Consider the following 17,947-nt stretch of genomic DNA (forward strand, 5'->3'; position numbering starts at 1 on the left):
TTTTTCTTGATGTATGTCGAGAAATTAAAGCCAGCGTTAAACCTTAGCCTACAGGGTTTAATGAGTATTCACTCTTTGCAGAGTCTAATGCAGTCTGGGTCCCCTTCGATTAAAGAAGAGAGCGCCTAGGGCACCGCGCTATTTTTATTTAAAGCAGCACGGCGGTTTCACTTTAATAGCCTTCTAAAGTGTTACTTATAGGTCTTCGTTATATTAGAAGTAAAACAATATGTCCGGGTCCCCTTCGTCTAGAGGCCTAGGACACCGCCCTTTCACGGCGGTAACAGGGGTTCGAATCCCCTAGGGGATACCACTATTTAAAATAACAAGATTTCGGTCTGGTTATTCAAGCATTAAATCTTAGCCTACAGGATTTAATGAGTATTCACTCTTTGCAGAGTCTAATGCAGTCCGGGTCCCCTTCGTCTAGAGGCCTAGGACACCGCCCTTTCACGGCGGTAACAGGGGTTCGAATCCCCTAGGGGATACCACTATTTAAAATAACAAGATTTCGGTCTGGTTATTCAAGCGTTAAATCTTAGCCTACAGGATTTAATGAGTATTCACTCTTTGCAGAGTCTAATGCAGTCCGGGTCCCCTTCGTCTAGAGGCCTAGGACACCGCCCTTTCACGGCGGTAACAGGGGTTCGAATCCCCTAGGGGATACCACTATTTATTTTTCTTGATGTATGTCGAGAAATTAAAGCCAGCGTTAAACCTTAGCCTACAGGGTTTAATGAGTATTCACTCTTTGCAGAGTCTAATGCAGTCCGGGTCCCCTTCGTCTAGAGGCCTAGGACACCGCCCTTTCACGGCGGTAACAGGGGTTCGAATCCCCTAGGGGATACCACTATTTATTTTTCTTGATGTATGTCGAGAAATTAAAGCCAGCGTTAAACCTTAGCCTACAGGGTTTAATGAGTATTCACTCTTTGCAGAGTCTAATGCAGTCCGGGTCCCCTTCGTCTAGAGGCCTAGGACACCGCCCTTTCACGGCGGTAACAGGGGTTCGAATCCCCTAGGGGATACCACTTTATTTTCTCGAAAGAGTAAAATTGCTGATGTATGTCGGTAGTTAGCTACAAATGGGGCCTTAGCTCAGCTGGGAGAGCGCAACACTGGCAGTGTTGAGGTCAGCGGTTCGATCCCGCTAGGCTCCACCATATTTACCATTAATTGGTATATATTAGAAACCACCTTTAGGTGGTTTTTTTGTGCCCGTAAATCGAGGGAAAAAATTGGTAGCAATGACAAAACTCACCTCATTTTTCCGCTATCCTACGGAAGTTCTGAAAGAGCAATTTGAAGTTGTATAAGTATGAACCAATCTGAAATTGGTGGAATAACAGGTAATTAGCGCTTGCGATATAGTAAAGCCACCATTAACGGTGACTTTAAATTGGTGAGGTGACCTTCTAAGAGGATAGCTTGTTGGTATAACTAGTCTACCCCTAGGAAACCACCTGTTTGATGAGCCCAAAGCTGGGCATAGATCCCACCGGAATGGATAAGTTCTTGATGGCTACCTTGCTCTACTATTTTCCCTTCATCAAGCACTATCAGTCTATCCATCGCGGCAATAGTCGACAAGCGGTGTGCAATCGCAATTACCGTTTTGCCTTGCATGAGCTGATATAAACTTTCTTGAATTGCCGCTTCGACTTCAGAATCCAACGCTGATGTTGCCTCATCGAGAAGCAAAATAGGCGCATTCTTTAGCAATACGCGGGCAATAGCGACTCGTTGACGTTGGCCACCAGACAGTTTTACGCCACGTTCACCGACTTGAGCATCAAGTCCCACGTTGCCTTCAGGGTCGCTTAAGCCTTGAATAAACTCATATGCTTGTGAGTTTTTGATTGCATTATTTAGTTCTTCTTCTGAGGCATCTGGGTTGCCGTAAAGAATATTTTCCCTAATTGAACGGTGGAGAAGGGAAGTATCCTGAGTGACCATACCAATATGTGCTCGCAGCGAGTCTTGAGTGACTTGGGTTATGTTTTGTTTATCAATAAGAATGTTACCCGCTTCAACATCATGAAAACGCATTAACAAGTTAACTAATGTTGACTTTCCAGCACCAGAACGGCCAACTAAGCCAACCTTTTCCCCAGCTTTAATATTAAGATCTAAGTTATCTATAACGCCGGTATTTTCGCCGTAATGAAAACTCACATCGTTAAAATCAATGCTGCCTTTATCAACCGTAAGATCTGGTGCATCATCAATATCGGAGATTTCTGTCGGTTTAGATAACGTGTTCATCCCGTCGGCTACGGTACCAATATTTTCAAATAAAGAGCTGATTTCCCACATTATCCATTGTGACATGCCATTAAGACGCAATGATAAGCTAATGGCGATCGCAATCGCACCAACAGTAACTGCACTATCACTCCAAAGCCAGATAGATACTGCTGCAATGCTAAATGCCAACATATAGTTAATGATCTGCACACTCACATTTATCCAAGTTACTAGCCGCATTTGACGATAAACGGTATGAAGGAATGTCTTCATGCTGCCTTTTGCGTATTCAGCTTCTTTTTGGGTATGAGAAAACAGTTTTACCGTAGCAATGTTGGTATAACTATCGACAATACGACCAGTCATAGTCGACCGGGCATCAGCTTGTTCTGTGGAGACTTTTTTAAGCTTAGGTAAAAACTTTAGCTGTAATCCAATATAGAGCAATAGCCAGACAAGCATGGGAAGCATCAATCTCAAGTCAACGTTTGCAATCATCACTAACATGGTGGTGAAGTACACTAGGATATAGACCAAGACATCGAGTAACTTCGTGACTGTTTCTCTTACTGCAAGTGAAGTTTGCATTACTTTAGTGGCAATACGACCAGCAAAGTCATTTTGATAAAAAGACACACTTTGTTTAAGTAAGTATCTGTGGGCAAGCCAGCGAATGGACATCGGGTAATTCCCCAGCAGTCCTTGGTAAACAATTAATGCGTGCAATAAGACGAGCGCGGGGATAACGACTAAGATAAGAATGGTCATCCCAAGTAACTTCATTCCCTCTTTTTCAAACAAGGTCTCTGGATCATTGTTGATTAAAAGATCGACCAAATCGCCCATGAAACCGAATAAAGACACCTCTAAGATAGCGAGTAGCGCCGTTAAAATAGACATAATGACTAACGGTACTTCAAACCCTTTGGTGTAATGGCGACAAAAGGCATATATCCCTTTAGGAGGTTGTTCTGGTTCTTCTGGGGGCAGAGCATTGACCCAAGATTCAAATCTCTTAAACATGTAATGTCTCAGTTGTTATTGATGGATTATCAAAATGTTGCTTAGTAGGGTTAGCATACGCGCAATTGGATAATTAAGGGGAAGAAAGCGAGATTTATATTCAGTTCCGTTTTCCGCTAGTGGTAAGGACATTGATTGGGTAATATTCATTTAACGCTTAGCCTAAGATGGAAACATAGTGGTTGATCACGATTGTATAATCGCAAATGATATTTGCCGAAAAGCGAGGCTGGCACGTGATGCTAGGTTTGATGGCCAGTTTTTTACCGGAGTGCTTACCACTGGTATTTATTGCCGTAGTATTTGCCCTGCCGTGAGTCCCAAAGAGGAAAATGTCCGTTATTTTGATTCACCTTTAAAAGCAGCCAATGCGGGATTAAGGCCTTGTTTACGTTGTCGTCCCGACAGTGCGCCTGGTTCATTTGCTTGGAAAGGTGTAGCGACCACGCTAGAGAGGGCTATTTCATTAATTGATATGGGTGTGCTTACCGGAGCTGATGCCATCAATATCGAGCAACTATCAGAACGTTTGGGAGTAAGTAGTCGCTATCTGCGCAAGCTCTTCACCGACGGACTGGGTACTTCAGTAAAACAATATTCCCAGTACCGACAGTTAATGTTTGCTAAACAGTTATTGCATCAAACAGAGTTAAGTATCACTCAAGTTGGGCTTGCTGCAGGATTCAATAGTATCCGCCGTTTCAATGAGGTGTTTAAACAAGTATTGAAATTAACCCCGTCAAGCTTTAGAAAACAGCTTGTGTCAGAAAATACCAACACGCTCGTTAGTTGTCACTCTGCAACTAACGAGCAGGCTGTCTGTGCAGCAGAACCGCTAAAGCTGAGCGTCGAGTTGTTTTATCGTCCACCAATTGCATGGCAACAGCAGCATGATTTTTATCAAGTTAGAGCCGTCAGTAATATGGAGTGGTTAGATAGTGATGATCATTATGGTCGCAGTTTTACCACTAATGGGGTGAGTGGTTACTTCGACGCCAACCACAATAAAACCCGTAATAGTTTTAACGTTGATATCGTATTAGAAAACGAACAGGGCCTAGCAGAACTTAACGCTATCATTGGCAATATCAAAAGGGTATTAGATCTTGATGCCAATATGCAGGCGATAGAGCAAGTATTGGAATTGCTAACACCATTGCAGAAAAAAATCATCCCAGGTCTGAGATTACCTGGTACCTGGTCTACTTTTGAAGCTGGGTGTAGAGCGGTATTAGGCCAGCAGGTTAGCATTGTTCAGGCGTCTAAATTATTGAATCAGTTAGTACTTGCTTATGGTGAGCGGCGCATTATTGCCAATAAAGAAGTCGTTTTGTTTCCAACAGCAATAGCAATCGCTAACGCGAACCTAGATGAATTGAAGATGCCTGGAGCAAGAAAACTGGCCCTTAACGGGTTAGGGGAGTTTGTTACACAAAATACCACGGCAGATATTAATGACTGGCTATCAATTAAAGGCATTGGCCCTTGGACCATCGCTTACGCACAAATGCGTGGGGCGAGCTGTTCTGACATCTTATTGTGTGGTGATTTGGTTGTGAAAAAGCGAGTACTAGCGCTTTATCAGCAGTTCAGTGAAACGCCGATGCAGGCATTAGCAATAGATTACAGCACGCTAACCAAAGATATCGCCAATACAGTGAGTCCTTGGGGAAGTTACTTAACCTTTCAGTTGTGGAATTTATCATGAAGCCGTTAATACCATTAGCAAAACTTAATTTTGATACCGGCGCGGGTGTTATCTCGATTTGTGCAAACGCATTTGGGCTGTCTCATCTAAATTTTATTCCACAATCAACAGATGGTTGGAAGACACGAGAATTGACAGTGGATGACACCACTGATGTAGAGGCATTAGCGCTTGCCAAAACGCACTTAAACCAAGCAAAGAGTGAACTGCTTGAGTATTTAGCGGGTGAGCGGCAACAATTTAATGTGGCTTTAGCGCCGAAAGGCACTGAGTTTCAGCAGCAAGTTTGGCAAGCACTTAGCAAGTTAGGTTTTGGTGAAACATGTAGTTATGCCGATATCGCAACCAAAATTGGGCGACCTAAAGCGGTAAGAGCGGTCGGTACTGCCAATGGCGCTAATCCCATCGCTATTATTGTGCCTTGCCATAGGGTGATAGGTAAAAATGGCACGTTAACTGGCTATGCCTATGGTATTGCGCTTAAGCAAAAGTTGTTAGAAATGGAAGGGATCAATCTAATTAAGTAATGTTTCAGCGCTCATGTCGGTTGAAACTCAGTACTTGTTAACGGTATTTGGCAGCAAGTAAAAGCTTTTTAAGTGATATTAGCGTAGAATAACGCCCTTATTTTTGATTAGGCAACGCCCGTAAATATGACTCAGCCAGACTTGACAGCTAAAGCCATCCTAACCTCTGTGGATAATGCAGTGAATCACCGTACTTTTTCGGGGTTAGGGTTGATCCCCGAGCTTTTAGAAACGCTTAAAGCCTTGGATTATCAGTCTCCAACTGCGATTCAGCAAAGCACTATTCCTGCCGTTATAGCGGGTCAAGATGTATTAGGTGGTGCGATCACGGGCTCAGGAAAAACTGCGGCTTTTGCACTGCCTATTATTCAACTACTTGCCAAATCATCGAGGCAAAGTAAGCAGGGCAATATTGTTTCTGGTTTGGTATTGGTACCCACTCGCGAACTAGCACAGCAAGTGGCTGATAGTTTTATGCGTTATGCGCAAAACATTAAGCCTAATCTAAAAGTGCTTGCTGTTTACGGTGGTGTTTCAACTAATATTCAAATGCAAAGTTTACGTGGCGGTGCAGATATTCTTGTAGCAACGCCTGGGCGACTACTCGATTTGATCTCAAGCAATGCGGTTAAGCTAGACAAAGTCAGTACGCTTGTCCTCGATGAAGCGGATCGCATGTTGAGCTTAGGCTTTACTGAAGAGATCACCACGTTACTGGCACAAATGCCCGCAAAAAAGCAAACGTTGCTATTTTCAGCGACTTTTCCCGAAGAAGTCAGCTTGTTAACTCAATCATTGCTTAACAAACCGGTTGAAGTTCAACTGCAAAGCCAAGAAGAAAACACCTTGGTTCAGCGGGTGATCACGGTTAATCGTAATCGTAAAACGCCGTTGTTAGTCCAGCTTATCAAAGAGAATGATTGGCAGCAGATCCTAATATTTGCCAGCGCTAAATATACCTGTAATCGTTTAGCTCAAAAGCTTGATAATGCAGGGATCACTGCCGAGATCTTCCACAGTGATAAAGCTCAAGGCGCCAGAACACGAGTTCTAGATGGTTTTAAACGCGGTGAGATCCGAGTATTGATCGCGACCGATATCGCCGCCCGCGGTATTGATATTGAAAAACTGCCTATTGTGATTAACTATGAGTTACCACGTAGCCCTGCTGATTACATGCACCGTATTGGCCGAAGTGGCCGTGCCGGCGAAGCGGGTATAGCGCTATCGCTGATCTCTCATGATGAGTACCAGCATTTCGCAGTGATTGAGAAAAAGAACAAATTAAAGCTCGAACGTGAACAACATCCTGGTTTTGAAGCCGATAAAGAAGCGCCTGAAGATTGTCCATCACGGCTAGAAAAACCGATGGCAAAACCAGCGGGTAGCGGTAAAAAGCATCGCAATAAACTGCCACAGGCAAACACAGACCTTTGGTCAAAAAAGTAACTCACCATTGTAAATTTTACTTCGTTTAACACTAAGATTATTTAGGAATAAATATGCAGCACCTATTTTGGTTAGTAGAAGGACAAATTGCAGGACGCAGTGGCCCCAATAAAGACGCATGGAATTTGTCTGAATTGAAAGAGGAGGGCATAGATGCCATTCTTTCTGTTAATAATGGCGAGTCGTGTGATGATGCTGATTTTTCATCAGCGGGTATAGAATACAAGTGCATCCCTTTTTCGCGAAATGCGCCACCGGAAGCTGGAGATCTTGAGTATTGTGTTGAGCAAGTCCCAAAAGCACTGGCTTATATTAGAGCATGTGAAGCACAGGATAAGACAGTGCTTATCCATTGCCGTTCAGGCAAAGATAGAACCGGCCTGATTATGGCCTACTATTTAATGGATAATGGCGCCGCACCATTGCATGCAGTAAGTCAAATACGAGCAATACGTGACATTGCGTTTAGCGCTGATGGTTGGGATCAATTTGCATTTGATGTACTTTATGCGTTACAAGAATAGGTATTAGCTAACAACTGAAGTTATTCAATGAAAGCAATCGGATTGCTGACAAGCTTATCAATTAAATCTATGTTTATCTGGGCAGCCATAACGTTATTGGTTGGCTGCCAGACTTCTCCTCAATACCCTGATAAAACATCTACATTCAAGCTTGCTAAACAAACACAATCAGCACTTTCGCAGTATGTGGCAGCTGATCTTCAAGCTAACCCTAATTTAACCGGCGTAGTGCCATTGAATGATGGAGTTGATGCTTTCATTGCCAGGTTGGCCTTAGTTAATGCAGCAACGACGAGTATTGATCTGCAATACTATATTTATCGGGCTGATGAGTCCGGCAGACTGCTGTTATGGCACTTATTAGATGCTGCTGAACGCGGAGTCAGAGTTAGAATTCTGCTCGACGATATGGCAACCAAGGGTGCTGACAATACGTTGTTGATGTTAGCAATGAACAAGAACATTGATGTACGATTATATAACCCATCATTTGAACGATATTTTAGAACTCTTGCCTTTATCAGTAGCTTTTCTCGTTTAAACCATCGTATGCACAATAAATCACTCACAGTAGATAACACCATTACTGTGGTTGGTGGTCGCAATATTGGTAATGAGTATTTTTCTAATAATACCGATGTCGATTTTGGTGATTTTGATTTGATGGCTATTGGTGAAGCTGTCGATGACGTGTCGGATCAATTTGATCTGTATTGGAATGCGCCTTTAACTGTTGAAATCAATGCGCTTGCTGAGGTTGAAGTGACAGAGCAAGAGTTAACACAAGCTATGGAGTTAGTAGAGACCAGTAAAGCTAATTATCAAGATAACCCGTACATAAAGCGTTTGCTGAGCAGCCAGTTAATGCAGAGGATGGAAGGCCACTCATTATCTTGGTATTGGGGAGAGGCGAGACTTATTTATGACCAACCCGATAAACAGAACCATCAATCAGACTCAGACAGTATTTTAGCCAACTTGGGTACATTTTTATCACAGGCTAACCAAGAAGTACTCATTGTATCGCCGTATTTCGTGCCCACCAGAGCAGGTGCAAGCAGTTTAATTGATGCGGTTGAAAAAGGTATTGAAGTTACAATAATCACCAACAGCCTTGCCGCAACAGATGTATTGGCCGTACATGCAGGATATCGAACTTATCGGCAGCGCTTATTAGAAGCTGGAGTGAGATTATTTGAAGTTAAGGCCAACCTCGATCAGAAACAAAGCAGTAGTTGGACTGGGAGTTCAAAGAGTAGCTTGCATGCTAAAACATTTATTATTGATAAATCGTCGATTTTTGTTGGCTCTTTTAATTTTGACCCTCGCTCTGCTTGGTTAAACACTGAAATGGGCCTCATAATTAACAACGGTGAGCTTGCTAGCGGCGTGGTTAATAGTATAGAAGATAGCTTAGCGGCAAATAGTTATCGTCTGTCAATTAGAGATGAAGAACTTATCTGGCATGATGATTCTAAACAGCGAGAGATCTATACCGAGCCTGATGCAGGCCTTTGGCGCAAGTTTTTAGTGGATTGCATCGCATTACTGCCTATTGAGTCACAGCTTTAATTGAGAGTTTAATGTGATTGGAGTAGAGTTTAGCTGCAGAAATCTGCGCTTCGCCAGCATGACGGATTTAATAAAAGAGACGGCAACATAATGAAAAGTAAGGCAACGCAGTCCCAAGGATTATTATTGTTTCAGCTGTCATATACTCAGTTGTTTGCACTAGGAACATTAAAAGTGCGCGAATTGGTGCCTTATAGCCCGCTGAGTGTCATACCTCATTCTCATCCGACGATATTAGGGGCTGCAACAATACGCGGCACCACCATTCCGGTAGTTGATATGGCAGCTGCAATTGGTTATCGACCGATATCGGAAGAGGAACTTAAGAGCAGTTATATTATTATTACTGACTGCCAGCGGATGGTGATCGGATTTCTAGTGCGCGCTATCGATAAGATCATTGAGTGTAATTGGCGAGATATTGAATCACCTCCCAATAACTTGGGTAAGAATGCTTTTCTGACGGGGGTGACCCGTATTGATGATAAGTTAGTGCAATTGCTAGACGTAGAGCTATTGCTGTCAAAAGTTTTTCCACCAAGTCCTGAAACAACAAGAGCGATATTGACGGATGTACAGCGAGAACAGCTAAAACCTCTGCATATTTTGCTTGTTGATGATTCAATGGTTGCACGTAAACAATTGTCTGATGCACTTGATAGTATCAATATCCCATATCAGGTTACCGCTGATGGCCAACATGCGCTTGCTATCATGAAAGAAGCTGAAAAAAACGGTCAGGCGATTGATCTCTTAGTTAGTGATATTGAAATGCCAGGTCTAGATGGCTATGAATTGGCATTTGAAGTTAAGAATAATCCGGCAATTGCTGACGCCTATATCATCTTGCATACATCGTTATCGAGCGAGATTAGTGTGAGTCAGGCGCATCAAGTGGGAGCCAACGAAGCGCTTACAAAGTTTGATGCCCATGAGCTTATCGACGCTATGTTACGTGGCGCCAATAAAGTAAAAGCCATCGCTAATATTTAGGAGCTTGTTAGTAAGATGCTACCTCAGGGTAATATCCAAGCCTAAATGTCTACCAAAGGTAGACAACAATGGATACATCCGATACAAACGGTGTTGAAGGAAGATGAATTTTATTTAAGGTTTACTATTTTGCTGATAACCCTTAAATCAAATTGATACATACTAAAAATTATAATGACAGGTTAAGTAATGAATCAAAAAACATCACTGTTTGCCAAGTTAGTCAATGGCAGTCTCGTGCTACAAATTCTCGCCGGTATCATTGCTGGTGTCGTGTTAGCGACTGTATCAAAAAGTGGCGCAGAAAATGTCGCTTTTCTTGGTGAACTTTTCGTTGGTGCGCTAAAAGCTATCGCACCTATTCTGGTGTTCGTTCTTGTTGCGGCTTCGATAGCGAATCAAAAAAAGAACGCCAAAACAAATATGCGCCCAATCGTAGTGCTCTACTTATTTGGTACTTTTTGTGCGGCTTTAACCGCTGTTCTGATGAGTTTTGCGTTTCCGACTACGTTGGTGTTAGTGACCGGCGCTGAAGGCGCTACGCCGCCAGAAGGGATTGGTGAAGTTATCAATACCTTGTTATTTAAATTGGTTGATAACCCAGTTAACGCATTAATGACCGGTAACTATATTGGTATTCTGGCTTGGGGTGTCGGACTTGGTTTAGCCTTGCATCACGCCAGTGATTCAACCAAGCAAGTATTTGCAGATGTAAGCCACGGTGTTTCACAAATGGTGCGCTTCATTATCCGCTTAGCACCTATCGGTATCTTCGGTTTGGTGTCAGCAACATTTGCAGCGACAGGCTTTGAAGCTATTGCCGGTTATGCACAACTACTTGCTGTATTACTAGGTTCGATGGTAATCATTGCATTAGTGGTTAACCCTGCGATTGTTTATTACAAAATCCGCCGTAATCCATATCCACTGGTATTTACTTGTTTGCGTGAAAGTGGTGTTACCGCGTTCTTTACCCGCTCAAGCGCTGCGAATATTCCGGTTAACATGGCACTGTGCGAAAAGTTAAAGCTACATGAAGATACTTACTCGGTATCTATTCCATTGGGAGCAACCATTAACATGGGCGGCGCGGCGATTACCATTACAGTTTTAACGCTTGCTGCAGTGAATACTATGGGCGTTCAAGTTGATATCTTAACGGCTATATTGCTCAGTGTTGTTGCAGCAGTCTCTGCTTGCGGCGCATCAGGTGTAGCGGGTGGATCATTATTGCTTATCCCATTAGCGTGTAGCTTATTTGGGATCTCAAATGATGTCGCTATGCAGGTTGTTGCGGTAGGCTTTATCATTGGCGTGATTCAAGATTCTGCTGAAACAGGTTTGAACAGCTCGACTGATGTTATCTTTACTGCTGCTGCATGCGAAGCTGCTGAAAGAAAACAGAGCTAGTATATTGAGTATTACTCAGCAGTGAGAAAATCAGAGTTAGTTTAAAAAAGCCCCGTAACTTGAGTTACGGGGCTTTTCTATTTATCGAATGCGCTGTGAGTCAGTTGTTGGATACCTTAGTTAAGCGTTGTAGCTAGGCGCCGATAATCCCCAGTGGCTTTGCAGTTTTCCAAGCACCGCGGGTAAAGTCGGGGAAGTTAACCGAGTTGCTACGGTTATTGACTGACTCTTCACTGAGGACATTGACCACTGACCATGCAGCACCGTCATAGACATCTTGATCTAGTGCTTCTCCATTTCTCAAGCAATAAACCATTCTCCACAGCATTAAAAAATCCATACCACCATGGCCGCCATTTTTTTCGGCTTCTTGCCCCATTCGCTGCCAAAGAGGGTGATCGTATTTGTCATACCATTTAGTCATGTCCATATCCCATTGATGGAAGTTGCCATTACCTCCTTGTTCAATCGCAATGCGGTTTGGGAATCCAGCGAAAACACCGTTAGTTCCTTGGATGAGATTATGGCGACTATAAGGCCTTGGTGTCGTCGTATCATGCTGCACCATAATGGTACGGCCTTTGGCTGTTTTAATTAGACTGGTGTTAATGTCACCGTTGATAAAGTTGAGCTTGTTCCGTTCATGGTCTTCGGGGAACTCTCGTTGCGCATATAAGGCTCGGCCTAACGCTGGAGAACTCATTGAGGTTAAGTAATCAAAACGGTCACCACGGTTAATGTTCATATACTGCGATACAGGGCCTAAGCCATGGGTTGGGTATAGATTGCCATTGCGTTTTGTGTGCCAGTAGGTGCGCCATGAACCTGTTTTCTGGTTTATCTCCTTCATTTGCCAGCGCAGCTCATGGATATAAGCAGCTTCACCATGAAGAAGTTCGCCAAATACGCCTTGTCGAACCATATTAAGTACCATTAACTCATCACGACCATAGTTTACATTTTCCATCATCATGCAGTTCTTTTGGGTCTTCTCTGCAGTGTTGACGATTTGCCAGCACTCTTCGACAGTCAATGCGAGCGGAACTTCGACGAAGGCATGTTTTCCGCTCTCCATCGTATTGATAGCCATGGGAGCATGCCATTCCCAAGGAGTTGATATAATAACAATGTCGATGTCTTTGCGGCTAAGCAGGTCTAGGTAAGCTCGTTCACTGCCTGTGTAGCGTGCGGGTACCTTAAGGCCTTGCTGTTTAACAAATTCGATTGATTTGTCCAGCACTTCTAGATCGGTATCGCAAATCGCTATTATTTCGACCCCCTCAAGATGACAGAAATGTTTTACGTGCCCTGAACCGCGTTGCCCTACACCAATAAACCCCACTCTCACCGTTTCCATTTTTGGAACCACCAACCCCATAACGCTAGTGCCTAGGGCTGGAGGCCTAGGTACAGTGCTTGCCGTGGCTGAAAAAGAGGATGTAGCAAGGCTCGCGGCAGCAAGGCTCGCTGTTTTCAAAAAATGTCTGCGATTGAGTTTCATTATCTGTCCTATGTAGAGGGCGATAGAGTGTTGGGGCCCGAAAGTCCATTTTTAGTTTTTGTAATCAAACAAAGTTATATCAAATTTATTGAGTTAACGACCAAAAAAAGGTGTTTCGCTTTGCTGCACTTGTATTTTTATTCATCTTTACTAAAGTAATGCATATAAAGTGACTTATATCGCGTTTTTATTTTTATTGCTCGATACAATTTCATTGTAGAGATATTGGGCATTTTTGTGGTAAACATTATTTTAACAATTGATTCTAATAATATTATTTTCACAAGTTAACTATTTGGGGTAGTGAAGTCGATGGCTGTTGTGCGTAATGGGACAAAAGAAGTTATTCAAATTGAGAATAGAGCCAAACTCAAGGAGATTGAAATGTCGGTAGTCGAAAAGCGTAGACGTTTATTTTGGCAAGATACGGATCTTGAAACTAGAGAAGTTATTGGCCGCTGGGTTGATGAGAGACCGCTACTGGGTGATAACATTACCGTTTACAAGCAGGCCGACACTTATTATCTAGAGACCTGGTATAACGATGGCTGCCACAGCTTAGATGAGATGATCTCAAATGAGTCAGCTGCAGGCGTAAAGCTCGAAGATAAGGGCGGTAATATCTTTGGTGAGTATTTTATGCTAACAGCAAGTAACGATCTGATGTTCTGTAATTCTAGCCTGTGCTATTACACAGCCACAAAAACTGAAGTGGCAGCATAATCTAAGCCATACCTGTTGATTTTAAAGGGGCTTTGCCCCTTTCTAGTGTGTGCTTTATTTTCTAAAAAGAGCAATGGCTTTTAAACTGCATGTTTTTACCCGTATAGGGGTGATCAAAGCTGAGCTCTTGAGCATGCAGTCTTAACCTCGGTGCAGCATCTATTACCTGTTTGTCCCCATAAAAATCATCCCCCAAAATAGCATGACCAATTGCAAGCATATGCACTCGAAGTTGATGGGTACGGCCAGTAACCGGATTTAGCATTAACAGAGTACTATTAGCTCTAAGTTCAAGCGTTTGATAATGGGTTATAGCAACCTTGCCTACATCACTGACTTGTTGCATTGGCGGGCTGGTTTTATTAGCTGCTAATGAGAGTTCGATGACGCCTTGAGCATCCTTGAGATGTCCGCTCACTTCGGCAATATAGGTTTTCTTGGTTTTCCTGTCTTGAAATTGTGTTTTAAGGTTTGATTCTGCCTTTTTATTACGAGCAAAAACCATGATGCCAGATGTTGCGCAATCTAAACGATGTACCAAAATTGCATCTGTGAATCGTTGTTGAATTCGGGAGAGCGCACAGTCATGGGTATTTTTTGCGATCCCAGGGTTTGACAGTAACCCTGATGGTTTATTAATGATAATAATGTCTCTATCGACATAACGAACATCTATCCAAGGAATACTAGGGGGTTGGTAGGTAAATATCTGCATGAATTCTCCTGTTGCGAGGCAATTCTAGCAAAATAATCCTCGACGACAAGTGGCAAATACCGTCGAGGTGATTCTAAGTGGAAAAATATTGCAGAGGGTTATTGTCTATGGGGAAGAATTAGAGAGTACCGATAGGGATATTTAAAGGTATTCAACTGGAGTATTACGAGTCCAAAGACGGCTGTACGCCATTAGCTGTGGATAAAAGGTGCGAAAAGCGATCTCTATTTCGATATCAAGTTTCTTGGCATAATCTTGAGCACCCGTAAATATTTCAGGCTTTGAAACCCGTAGTGCAACCGATGCGAGGGTTTGGTTAAGGCCTTTTCTACTTTGATAACTGACTAACCAATTCTCTTGCCGCATTTTTGGCGCAATGCTTTGCAACTGTTCGGGCAACTGCTCACAAGCAGCGATTTCATTGTACGCATGAGCGGAAAATTCGCTCAAACTTTGATGATGATACTCATCCCAATACTTTGCTAGCATGTGGTCAAAGCAAATATCAACGATAATGGGGGCCGCGCGCGTCAACGACTTTGGAAATTTCGCATACAGTTCTTTGGTGAGCTCGTGGGTATCAGTAAGCTTATCTATTTGTCGGTGTAGCCAGATCCCTTGTTGTAGATGTTTTGGAAAACGTTCGATATTACCTTTTGCAAAGTCGCCAGCTAAGTTTGCGGCTAAAGAGGTGCGGCTAACATCTGCTAAATGTAAGTGAGCAAGAAAGTTCATATTTTATACTTGGTGATATGAGTACTTTCACGGTAACATGCAGTGCGATGCGAAGGAAATTCTTTATTACAATTATTATGCTAAAGAGTTGGCTTCATGGATGTGCATCGTTTTATTGCAATTTCCCCCTTATTAACGGTTTGAGGATCAAGGATGATGTGGAACTGGTTATCTAAAAAACTTGCTCGTACAGAGCAGCCCCAGCGCAGAAAAGTAGAAATCGATATTCCATACGAGCAACATCGCTATCGAATCGAAGATTTTGATCGTGAAACAGAAGCATCTTCCAAAGATAATGAACACAGTAAAGCGTGACATGGACAGACATCAATAACGATAGAATGTCTTTCACTCTCTATAAATACCAATAATGGGGTTTTATTGTGCCATTATTGTTGATCTTATTTTGCTCTAGTCATAGACTAGCGGCCGATTTAAAGACAGTAGAGACTTTCCATGCGCGTTGCAGACTTTTCTTTTGAACTTCCTGATGAGCTTATAGCTCGTTACCCAACTCCTGAGCGCACAGCGTCTAGATTATTATCGTTAGACGGTAATAGCGGTGCATTGGCTGATCTGCAATTTACTGCGATTCTTGACAAAGTGCAGCCGGGTGATTTGATGGTGTTTAATAATACCCGCGTCATACCTGCTCGCTTATTTGGCAAGAAACAGTCTGGTGGTAAGTTAGAGATCTTAGTTGAGCGCATGCTTGATGATAAGCGAATACTTGCTCATGTTCGTAGCTCTAAATCCCCTAAGGTGGATACTATAATCTGCCTAGATGGCGGTTATGAAATGAAAATGTGTGCTCGTCATGATGCACTGTTTGAATTAGAACTGCAGTCTGATAAAACGATATTAGAGGTGTTAGAAGAGGTGGGGCATATGCCGCTTCCACCTTATATCGACAGACCTGATGAAGATGCCGATAAAGAGCGTTATCAAACCGTTTATAACCAAACCCCCGGTGCTGTTGCAGCACCAACTGCTGGTTTGCATTTTGACGACGCCATGTTGGCAGCACTCAAAGAAAAAGGTGTTAATACCGCATTTGTGACTTTGCATGTTGGTGCTGGCACATTTCAGCCTGTGCGTGTTGATAACATTCTTGAGCACAAAATGCATTCAGAGTGGGCTGAAGTACCACAAGATGTAGTTGACTTAATTGCCATGACTAAAGCGAAAGGCCACCGAGTCATCGCCGTCGGAACCACCTCCGTACGATCTTTAGAGAGTGCAGCAAAGGCATCTTCTACTGAGCTCGAATCATTTTGTGGTGACACCGATATCTTTATTTATCCCGGATATCAATTCCAAGTTGTCGATGCGATGGTGACTAATTTTCATCTGCCAGAATCGACATTAATAATGTTACTCAGTGCATTTGCGGGCTTTGATGAAGTAAAAAACGCCTATCAGCATGCGATTGCTCAAAAATACCGCTTCTTTAGCTATGGTGATGCCATGTTTGTGACTAAAAAAGCGAACTAATACTGAAATATGCTTTAAAATACCCACCCACATAAAATGAGGTGGGTATTTTTTTGTCCTCATTTTGGTGCTTAATTTAACGATAAGGGTTGATACTCAATTGTTTGCCCTTATCTCTAGTCTTAATCTACAACTCGATTGCCGAGTTAACTCAGGTCAGACTGTTTCTCTGGCGAGGTGAACAATGAAATTTGAATTAGATACAACCCAAGGTCGTGCTCGTCGCGGTCGTTTAGTGTTTGAACGCGGTACGGTTGAAACGCCTGCGTTTATGCCTGTGGGAACTTACGGTACGGTTAAAGGTATGACACCTGAAGAGGTGCGTGAAACTGGCGCTGATATCTTGCTCGGTAACACTTTTCACTTGTGGCTACGCCCAGGTGAAGAGATTATGCGCAAGCATGGCGATCTACATGACTTTATGAACTGGCAACGGCCAATTTTAACAGACTCCGGTGGATTCCAAGTCTTTAGTCTGGGCGATATCCGTAAGATCACTGAAGCGGGTGTGCATTTTCGTTCACCAATTAACGGTGAAAAGATTTTCTTGGATCCTGAAAAATCGATGCAGATCCAAGATTCTTTGGGCAGTGATGTTGTAATGATTTTTGATGAGTGTACGCCATACCCAGCGACTGAAGATGAAGCACGTAAATCGATGCAGATGTCTTTACGTTGGGCGCAGCGTTCACGTGATGAATTCGATAAGCTTGAAAATCCGAACTCGCTGTTCGGCATTATTCAAGGTGGTGTTTATGAAGACCTGCGCGACGAAAGCCTTAAAGGCTTAGTGGACATAGGTTTTGATGGATACGCAGTCGGTGGTTTAGCTGTAGGTGAGCCGAAGGAAGACATGCACAGAATTCTTGAGCACACTTGCCCTAAAATCCCAGCGGATAAACCACGCTACTTGATGGGGGTCGGTAAACCAGAAGATTTAGTTGAAGGCGTACGTCGCGGCGTAGATATGTTTGATTGTGTTATGCCAACACGTAATGCTCGAAACGGTCATCTGTTTACCAGTGAAGGTGTTATCAAGATCCGTAATGCACGGCATCGTGATGATACTGCAACACTTGATGATAAGTGTGATTGTTATACCTGTAAGAACTATTCTCGGGCGTACCTTTACCACTTAGATCGTTGTAATGAGATTCTAGGCGCTCGATTAAACACCATTCATAACCTTCGCTACTATCAAAGATTGATGGAAGGTTTGCGTGGCGCGATTGAGACAGGTACATTAGACGACTTTGTTACAGAGTTCTATACTGGCTTGGGCCGGGAAGTACCTGAAGTTCCTGAATTAACCGATTAATTTTTACT

General features: G+C 43.0%; 15 protein-coding genes and 6 tRNA genes. 17 read left to right on the top strand and 4 right to left on the bottom strand.

The genetic code is table 11. The features are described 5' to 3' along the window. Positions 1 to 237: 237 nt before the first annotated feature. The 6 genes from JK628_RS08665 to JK628_RS08690 all read left to right on the top strand — a co-directional run bounded on the left by JK628_RS08665 (position 238) and on the right by JK628_RS08690 (position 1,163). A tRNA-Glu gene (locus tag JK628_RS08665) sits at positions 238 to 313 on the top strand. A 102-nt stretch (positions 314 to 415) separates the two neighbouring features. Continuing rightward, positions 416 to 491, top strand: a tRNA-Glu gene (locus tag JK628_RS08670). A 102-nt stretch (positions 492 to 593) separates the two neighbouring features. Next, positions 594 to 669 (top strand) — tRNA-Glu (locus JK628_RS08675). Between the two features lie 105 nt (positions 670 to 774). Next, positions 775 to 850 (top strand) — tRNA-Glu (locus JK628_RS08680). 105 nt (positions 851 to 955) lie between these two features. Then, positions 956 to 1,031: transfer RNA gene (locus tag JK628_RS08685), tRNA-Glu, on the top strand. 56 nt (positions 1,032 to 1,087) lie between these two features. Then, positions 1,088 to 1,163 (top strand) — tRNA-Ala (locus tag JK628_RS08690). Positions 1,164 to 1,440: 277 nt separating this feature from the next. Here the strand turns inward: JK628_RS08690 and JK628_RS08695 are convergent. Further along, entirely contained in the window at positions 1,441 to 3,270 is a 1,830-nt protein-coding gene (locus tag JK628_RS08695) for an ABC transporter ATP-binding protein (protein WP_202289091.1), read from the bottom strand. A gap of 178 nt (positions 3,271 to 3,448) precedes the next feature. Between JK628_RS08695 and JK628_RS08700 the strand changes: the two genes are divergently transcribed. The 7 genes from JK628_RS08700 (at position 3,449) to sstT (ending at position 11,453) form a co-directional block, all read left to right on the top strand. Next, positions 3,449 to 4,978: an AlkA N-terminal domain-containing protein gene (locus JK628_RS08700; protein WP_202289092.1), complete on the top strand. Its 1,530-nt coding sequence runs from the start codon at positions 3,449 to 3,451 to the stop codon at positions 4,976 to 4,978. Beyond that, positions 4,975 to 5,505: a methylated-DNA--[protein]-cysteine S-methyltransferase gene (locus JK628_RS08705; protein WP_202289093.1), complete on the top strand. Its 531-nt coding sequence runs from the start codon at positions 4,975 to 4,977 to the stop codon at positions 5,503 to 5,505. The genes JK628_RS08700 and JK628_RS08705 overlap by 4 nt, the downstream gene beginning before the upstream one ends. Before the next feature lie 126 nt (positions 5,506 to 5,631). Next, entirely contained in the window at positions 5,632 to 6,954 is a 1,323-nt protein-coding gene (locus JK628_RS08710) for a DEAD/DEAH box helicase (RefSeq protein ID WP_202289094.1), read from the top strand. Positions 6,955 to 7,007: 53 nt separating this feature from the next. Further along, positions 7,008 to 7,478: a phosphatase domain-containing protein gene (locus JK628_RS08715; RefSeq protein ID WP_202289095.1), complete on the top strand. Its 471-nt coding sequence runs from the start codon at positions 7,008 to 7,010 to the stop codon at positions 7,476 to 7,478. 27 nt (positions 7,479 to 7,505) lie between these two features. Next, positions 7,506 to 9,050, top strand: a complete 1,545-nt coding sequence (locus JK628_RS08720) for a phospholipase D-like domain-containing protein (protein ID WP_202289096.1) — start codon at positions 7,506 to 7,508, stop codon at positions 9,048 to 9,050. A 90-nt stretch (positions 9,051 to 9,140) separates the two neighbouring features. Beyond that, a complete protein-coding gene (locus tag JK628_RS08725) occupies positions 9,141 to 10,043 on the top strand; it encodes a chemotaxis protein (protein ID WP_202289097.1) in 903 nt (300 codons plus the stop codon). Between the two features lie 189 nt (positions 10,044 to 10,232). Next, the gene (gene sstT, locus JK628_RS08730) at positions 10,233 to 11,453 is read left to right on the top strand and encodes a serine/threonine transporter SstT (RefSeq protein ID WP_202289098.1); all 1,221 of its coding nucleotides are present in this window, start codon (positions 10,233 to 10,235) and stop codon (positions 11,451 to 11,453) included. Positions 11,454 to 11,586: 133 nt separating this feature from the next. Here the strand turns inward: sstT and JK628_RS08735 are convergent, their stop codons facing one another. Then, the gene (locus tag JK628_RS08735) at positions 11,587 to 12,954 is read right to left on the bottom strand and encodes a Gfo/Idh/MocA family protein (RefSeq protein WP_443019997.1); all 1,368 of its coding nucleotides are present in this window, start codon (positions 12,952 to 12,954) and stop codon (positions 11,587 to 11,589) included. A gap of 384 nt (positions 12,955 to 13,338) precedes the next feature. Here JK628_RS08735 and JK628_RS08740 point away from each other — a divergent pair, with 384 nt between their 5' ends. Continuing rightward, positions 13,339 to 13,677 carry a hypothetical protein gene (locus JK628_RS08740; protein WP_443019998.1) on the top strand — a complete coding sequence of 113 codons (339 nt, stop codon included), beginning with the start codon at positions 13,339 to 13,341 and terminating at the stop codon, positions 13,675 to 13,677. A 61-nt stretch (positions 13,678 to 13,738) separates the two neighbouring features. Here the strand turns inward: JK628_RS08740 and JK628_RS08745 are convergent, their stop codons facing one another. Further along, positions 13,739 to 14,392, bottom strand: coding sequence for a pseudouridine synthase (locus JK628_RS08745; protein ID WP_202289099.1), 654 nt, complete (start codon positions 14,390 to 14,392; stop codon positions 13,739 to 13,741). Positions 14,393 to 14,533: 141 nt separating this feature from the next. Beyond that, positions 14,534 to 15,127, bottom strand: coding sequence for an acyl carrier protein phosphodiesterase (locus JK628_RS08750; RefSeq protein ID WP_202289100.1), 594 nt, complete (start codon positions 15,125 to 15,127; stop codon positions 14,534 to 14,536). Between the two features lie 153 nt (positions 15,128 to 15,280). Here JK628_RS08750 and JK628_RS08755 point away from each other — a divergent pair, with 153 nt between their 5' ends. From JK628_RS08755 to tgt, 3 genes are all read left to right on the top strand, one after another. Then, positions 15,281 to 15,442, top strand: a complete 162-nt coding sequence (locus JK628_RS08755) for a hypothetical protein (RefSeq protein ID WP_202289101.1) — start codon at positions 15,281 to 15,283, stop codon at positions 15,440 to 15,442. 141 nt (positions 15,443 to 15,583) lie between these two features. Continuing rightward, positions 15,584 to 16,621 (top strand): tRNA preQ1(34) S-adenosylmethionine ribosyltransferase-isomerase QueA, encoded by a 1,038-nt coding sequence (queA, locus tag JK628_RS08760; RefSeq protein ID WP_202289102.1) that lies wholly within the window; start codon positions 15,584 to 15,586, stop codon positions 16,619 to 16,621. 184 nt (positions 16,622 to 16,805) lie between these two features. Further along, positions 16,806 to 17,939, top strand: coding sequence for a tRNA guanosine(34) transglycosylase Tgt (gene tgt / locus JK628_RS08765; RefSeq protein ID WP_202289103.1), 1,134 nt, complete (start codon positions 16,806 to 16,808; stop codon positions 17,937 to 17,939). Positions 17,940 to 17,947 lie beyond the last annotated feature (8 nt).

Origin of the sequence: Shewanella sp. KX20019 (assembly GCF_016757755.1) — a bacterium.
Classification (GTDB): domain Bacteria; phylum Pseudomonadota; class Gammaproteobacteria; order Enterobacterales; family Shewanellaceae; genus Shewanella.

Bases quoted from the DNA above. Each gene is read 5' to 3' on its own strand.
- JK628_RS08695 (WP_202289091.1), bottom strand. From the start codon at position 3,270: ATGTTTAAGAGATTTGAATCTTGGGTCAATGCTCTGCCCCCAGAAGAA.
- JK628_RS08705 (WP_202289093.1), top strand. From the start codon at position 4,975: ATGAAGCCGTTAATACCATTAGCAAAACTTAATTTTGATACCGGCGCG.
- JK628_RS08710 (WP_202289094.1), top strand. From the start codon at position 5,632: ATGACTCAGCCAGACTTGACAGCTAAAGCCATCCTAACCTCTGTGGAT.
- JK628_RS08715 (WP_202289095.1), top strand. From the start codon at position 7,008: ATGCAGCACCTATTTTGGTTAGTAGAAGGACAAATTGCAGGACGCAGT.
- JK628_RS08720 (WP_202289096.1), top strand. From the start codon at position 7,506: ATGAAAGCAATCGGATTGCTGACAAGCTTATCAATTAAATCTATGTTT.
- JK628_RS08725 (WP_202289097.1), top strand. From the start codon at position 9,141: ATGAAAAGTAAGGCAACGCAGTCCCAAGGATTATTATTGTTTCAGCTG.
- sstT (WP_202289098.1), top strand. From the start codon at position 10,233: ATGAATCAAAAAACATCACTGTTTGCCAAGTTAGTCAATGGCAGTCTC.
- JK628_RS08735 (WP_443019997.1), bottom strand. From the start codon at position 12,954: ATGAAACTCAATCGCAGACATTTTTTGAAAACAGCGAGCCTTGCTGCC.
- JK628_RS08740 (WP_443019998.1), top strand. From the start codon at position 13,339: ATGTCGGTAGTCGAAAAGCGTAGACGTTTATTTTGGCAAGATACGGAT.
- JK628_RS08745 (WP_202289099.1), bottom strand. From the start codon at position 14,392: ATGCAGATATTTACCTACCAACCCCCTAGTATTCCTTGGATAGATGTT.
- JK628_RS08750 (WP_202289100.1), bottom strand. From the start codon at position 15,127: ATGAACTTTCTTGCTCACTTACATTTAGCAGATGTTAGCCGCACCTCT.
- JK628_RS08755 (WP_202289101.1), top strand. From the start codon at position 15,281: ATGATGTGGAACTGGTTATCTAAAAAACTTGCTCGTACAGAGCAGCCC.
- queA (WP_202289102.1), top strand. From the start codon at position 15,584: ATGCGCGTTGCAGACTTTTCTTTTGAACTTCCTGATGAGCTTATAGCT.
- tgt (WP_202289103.1), top strand. From the start codon at position 16,806: ATGAAATTTGAATTAGATACAACCCAAGGTCGTGCTCGTCGCGGTCGT.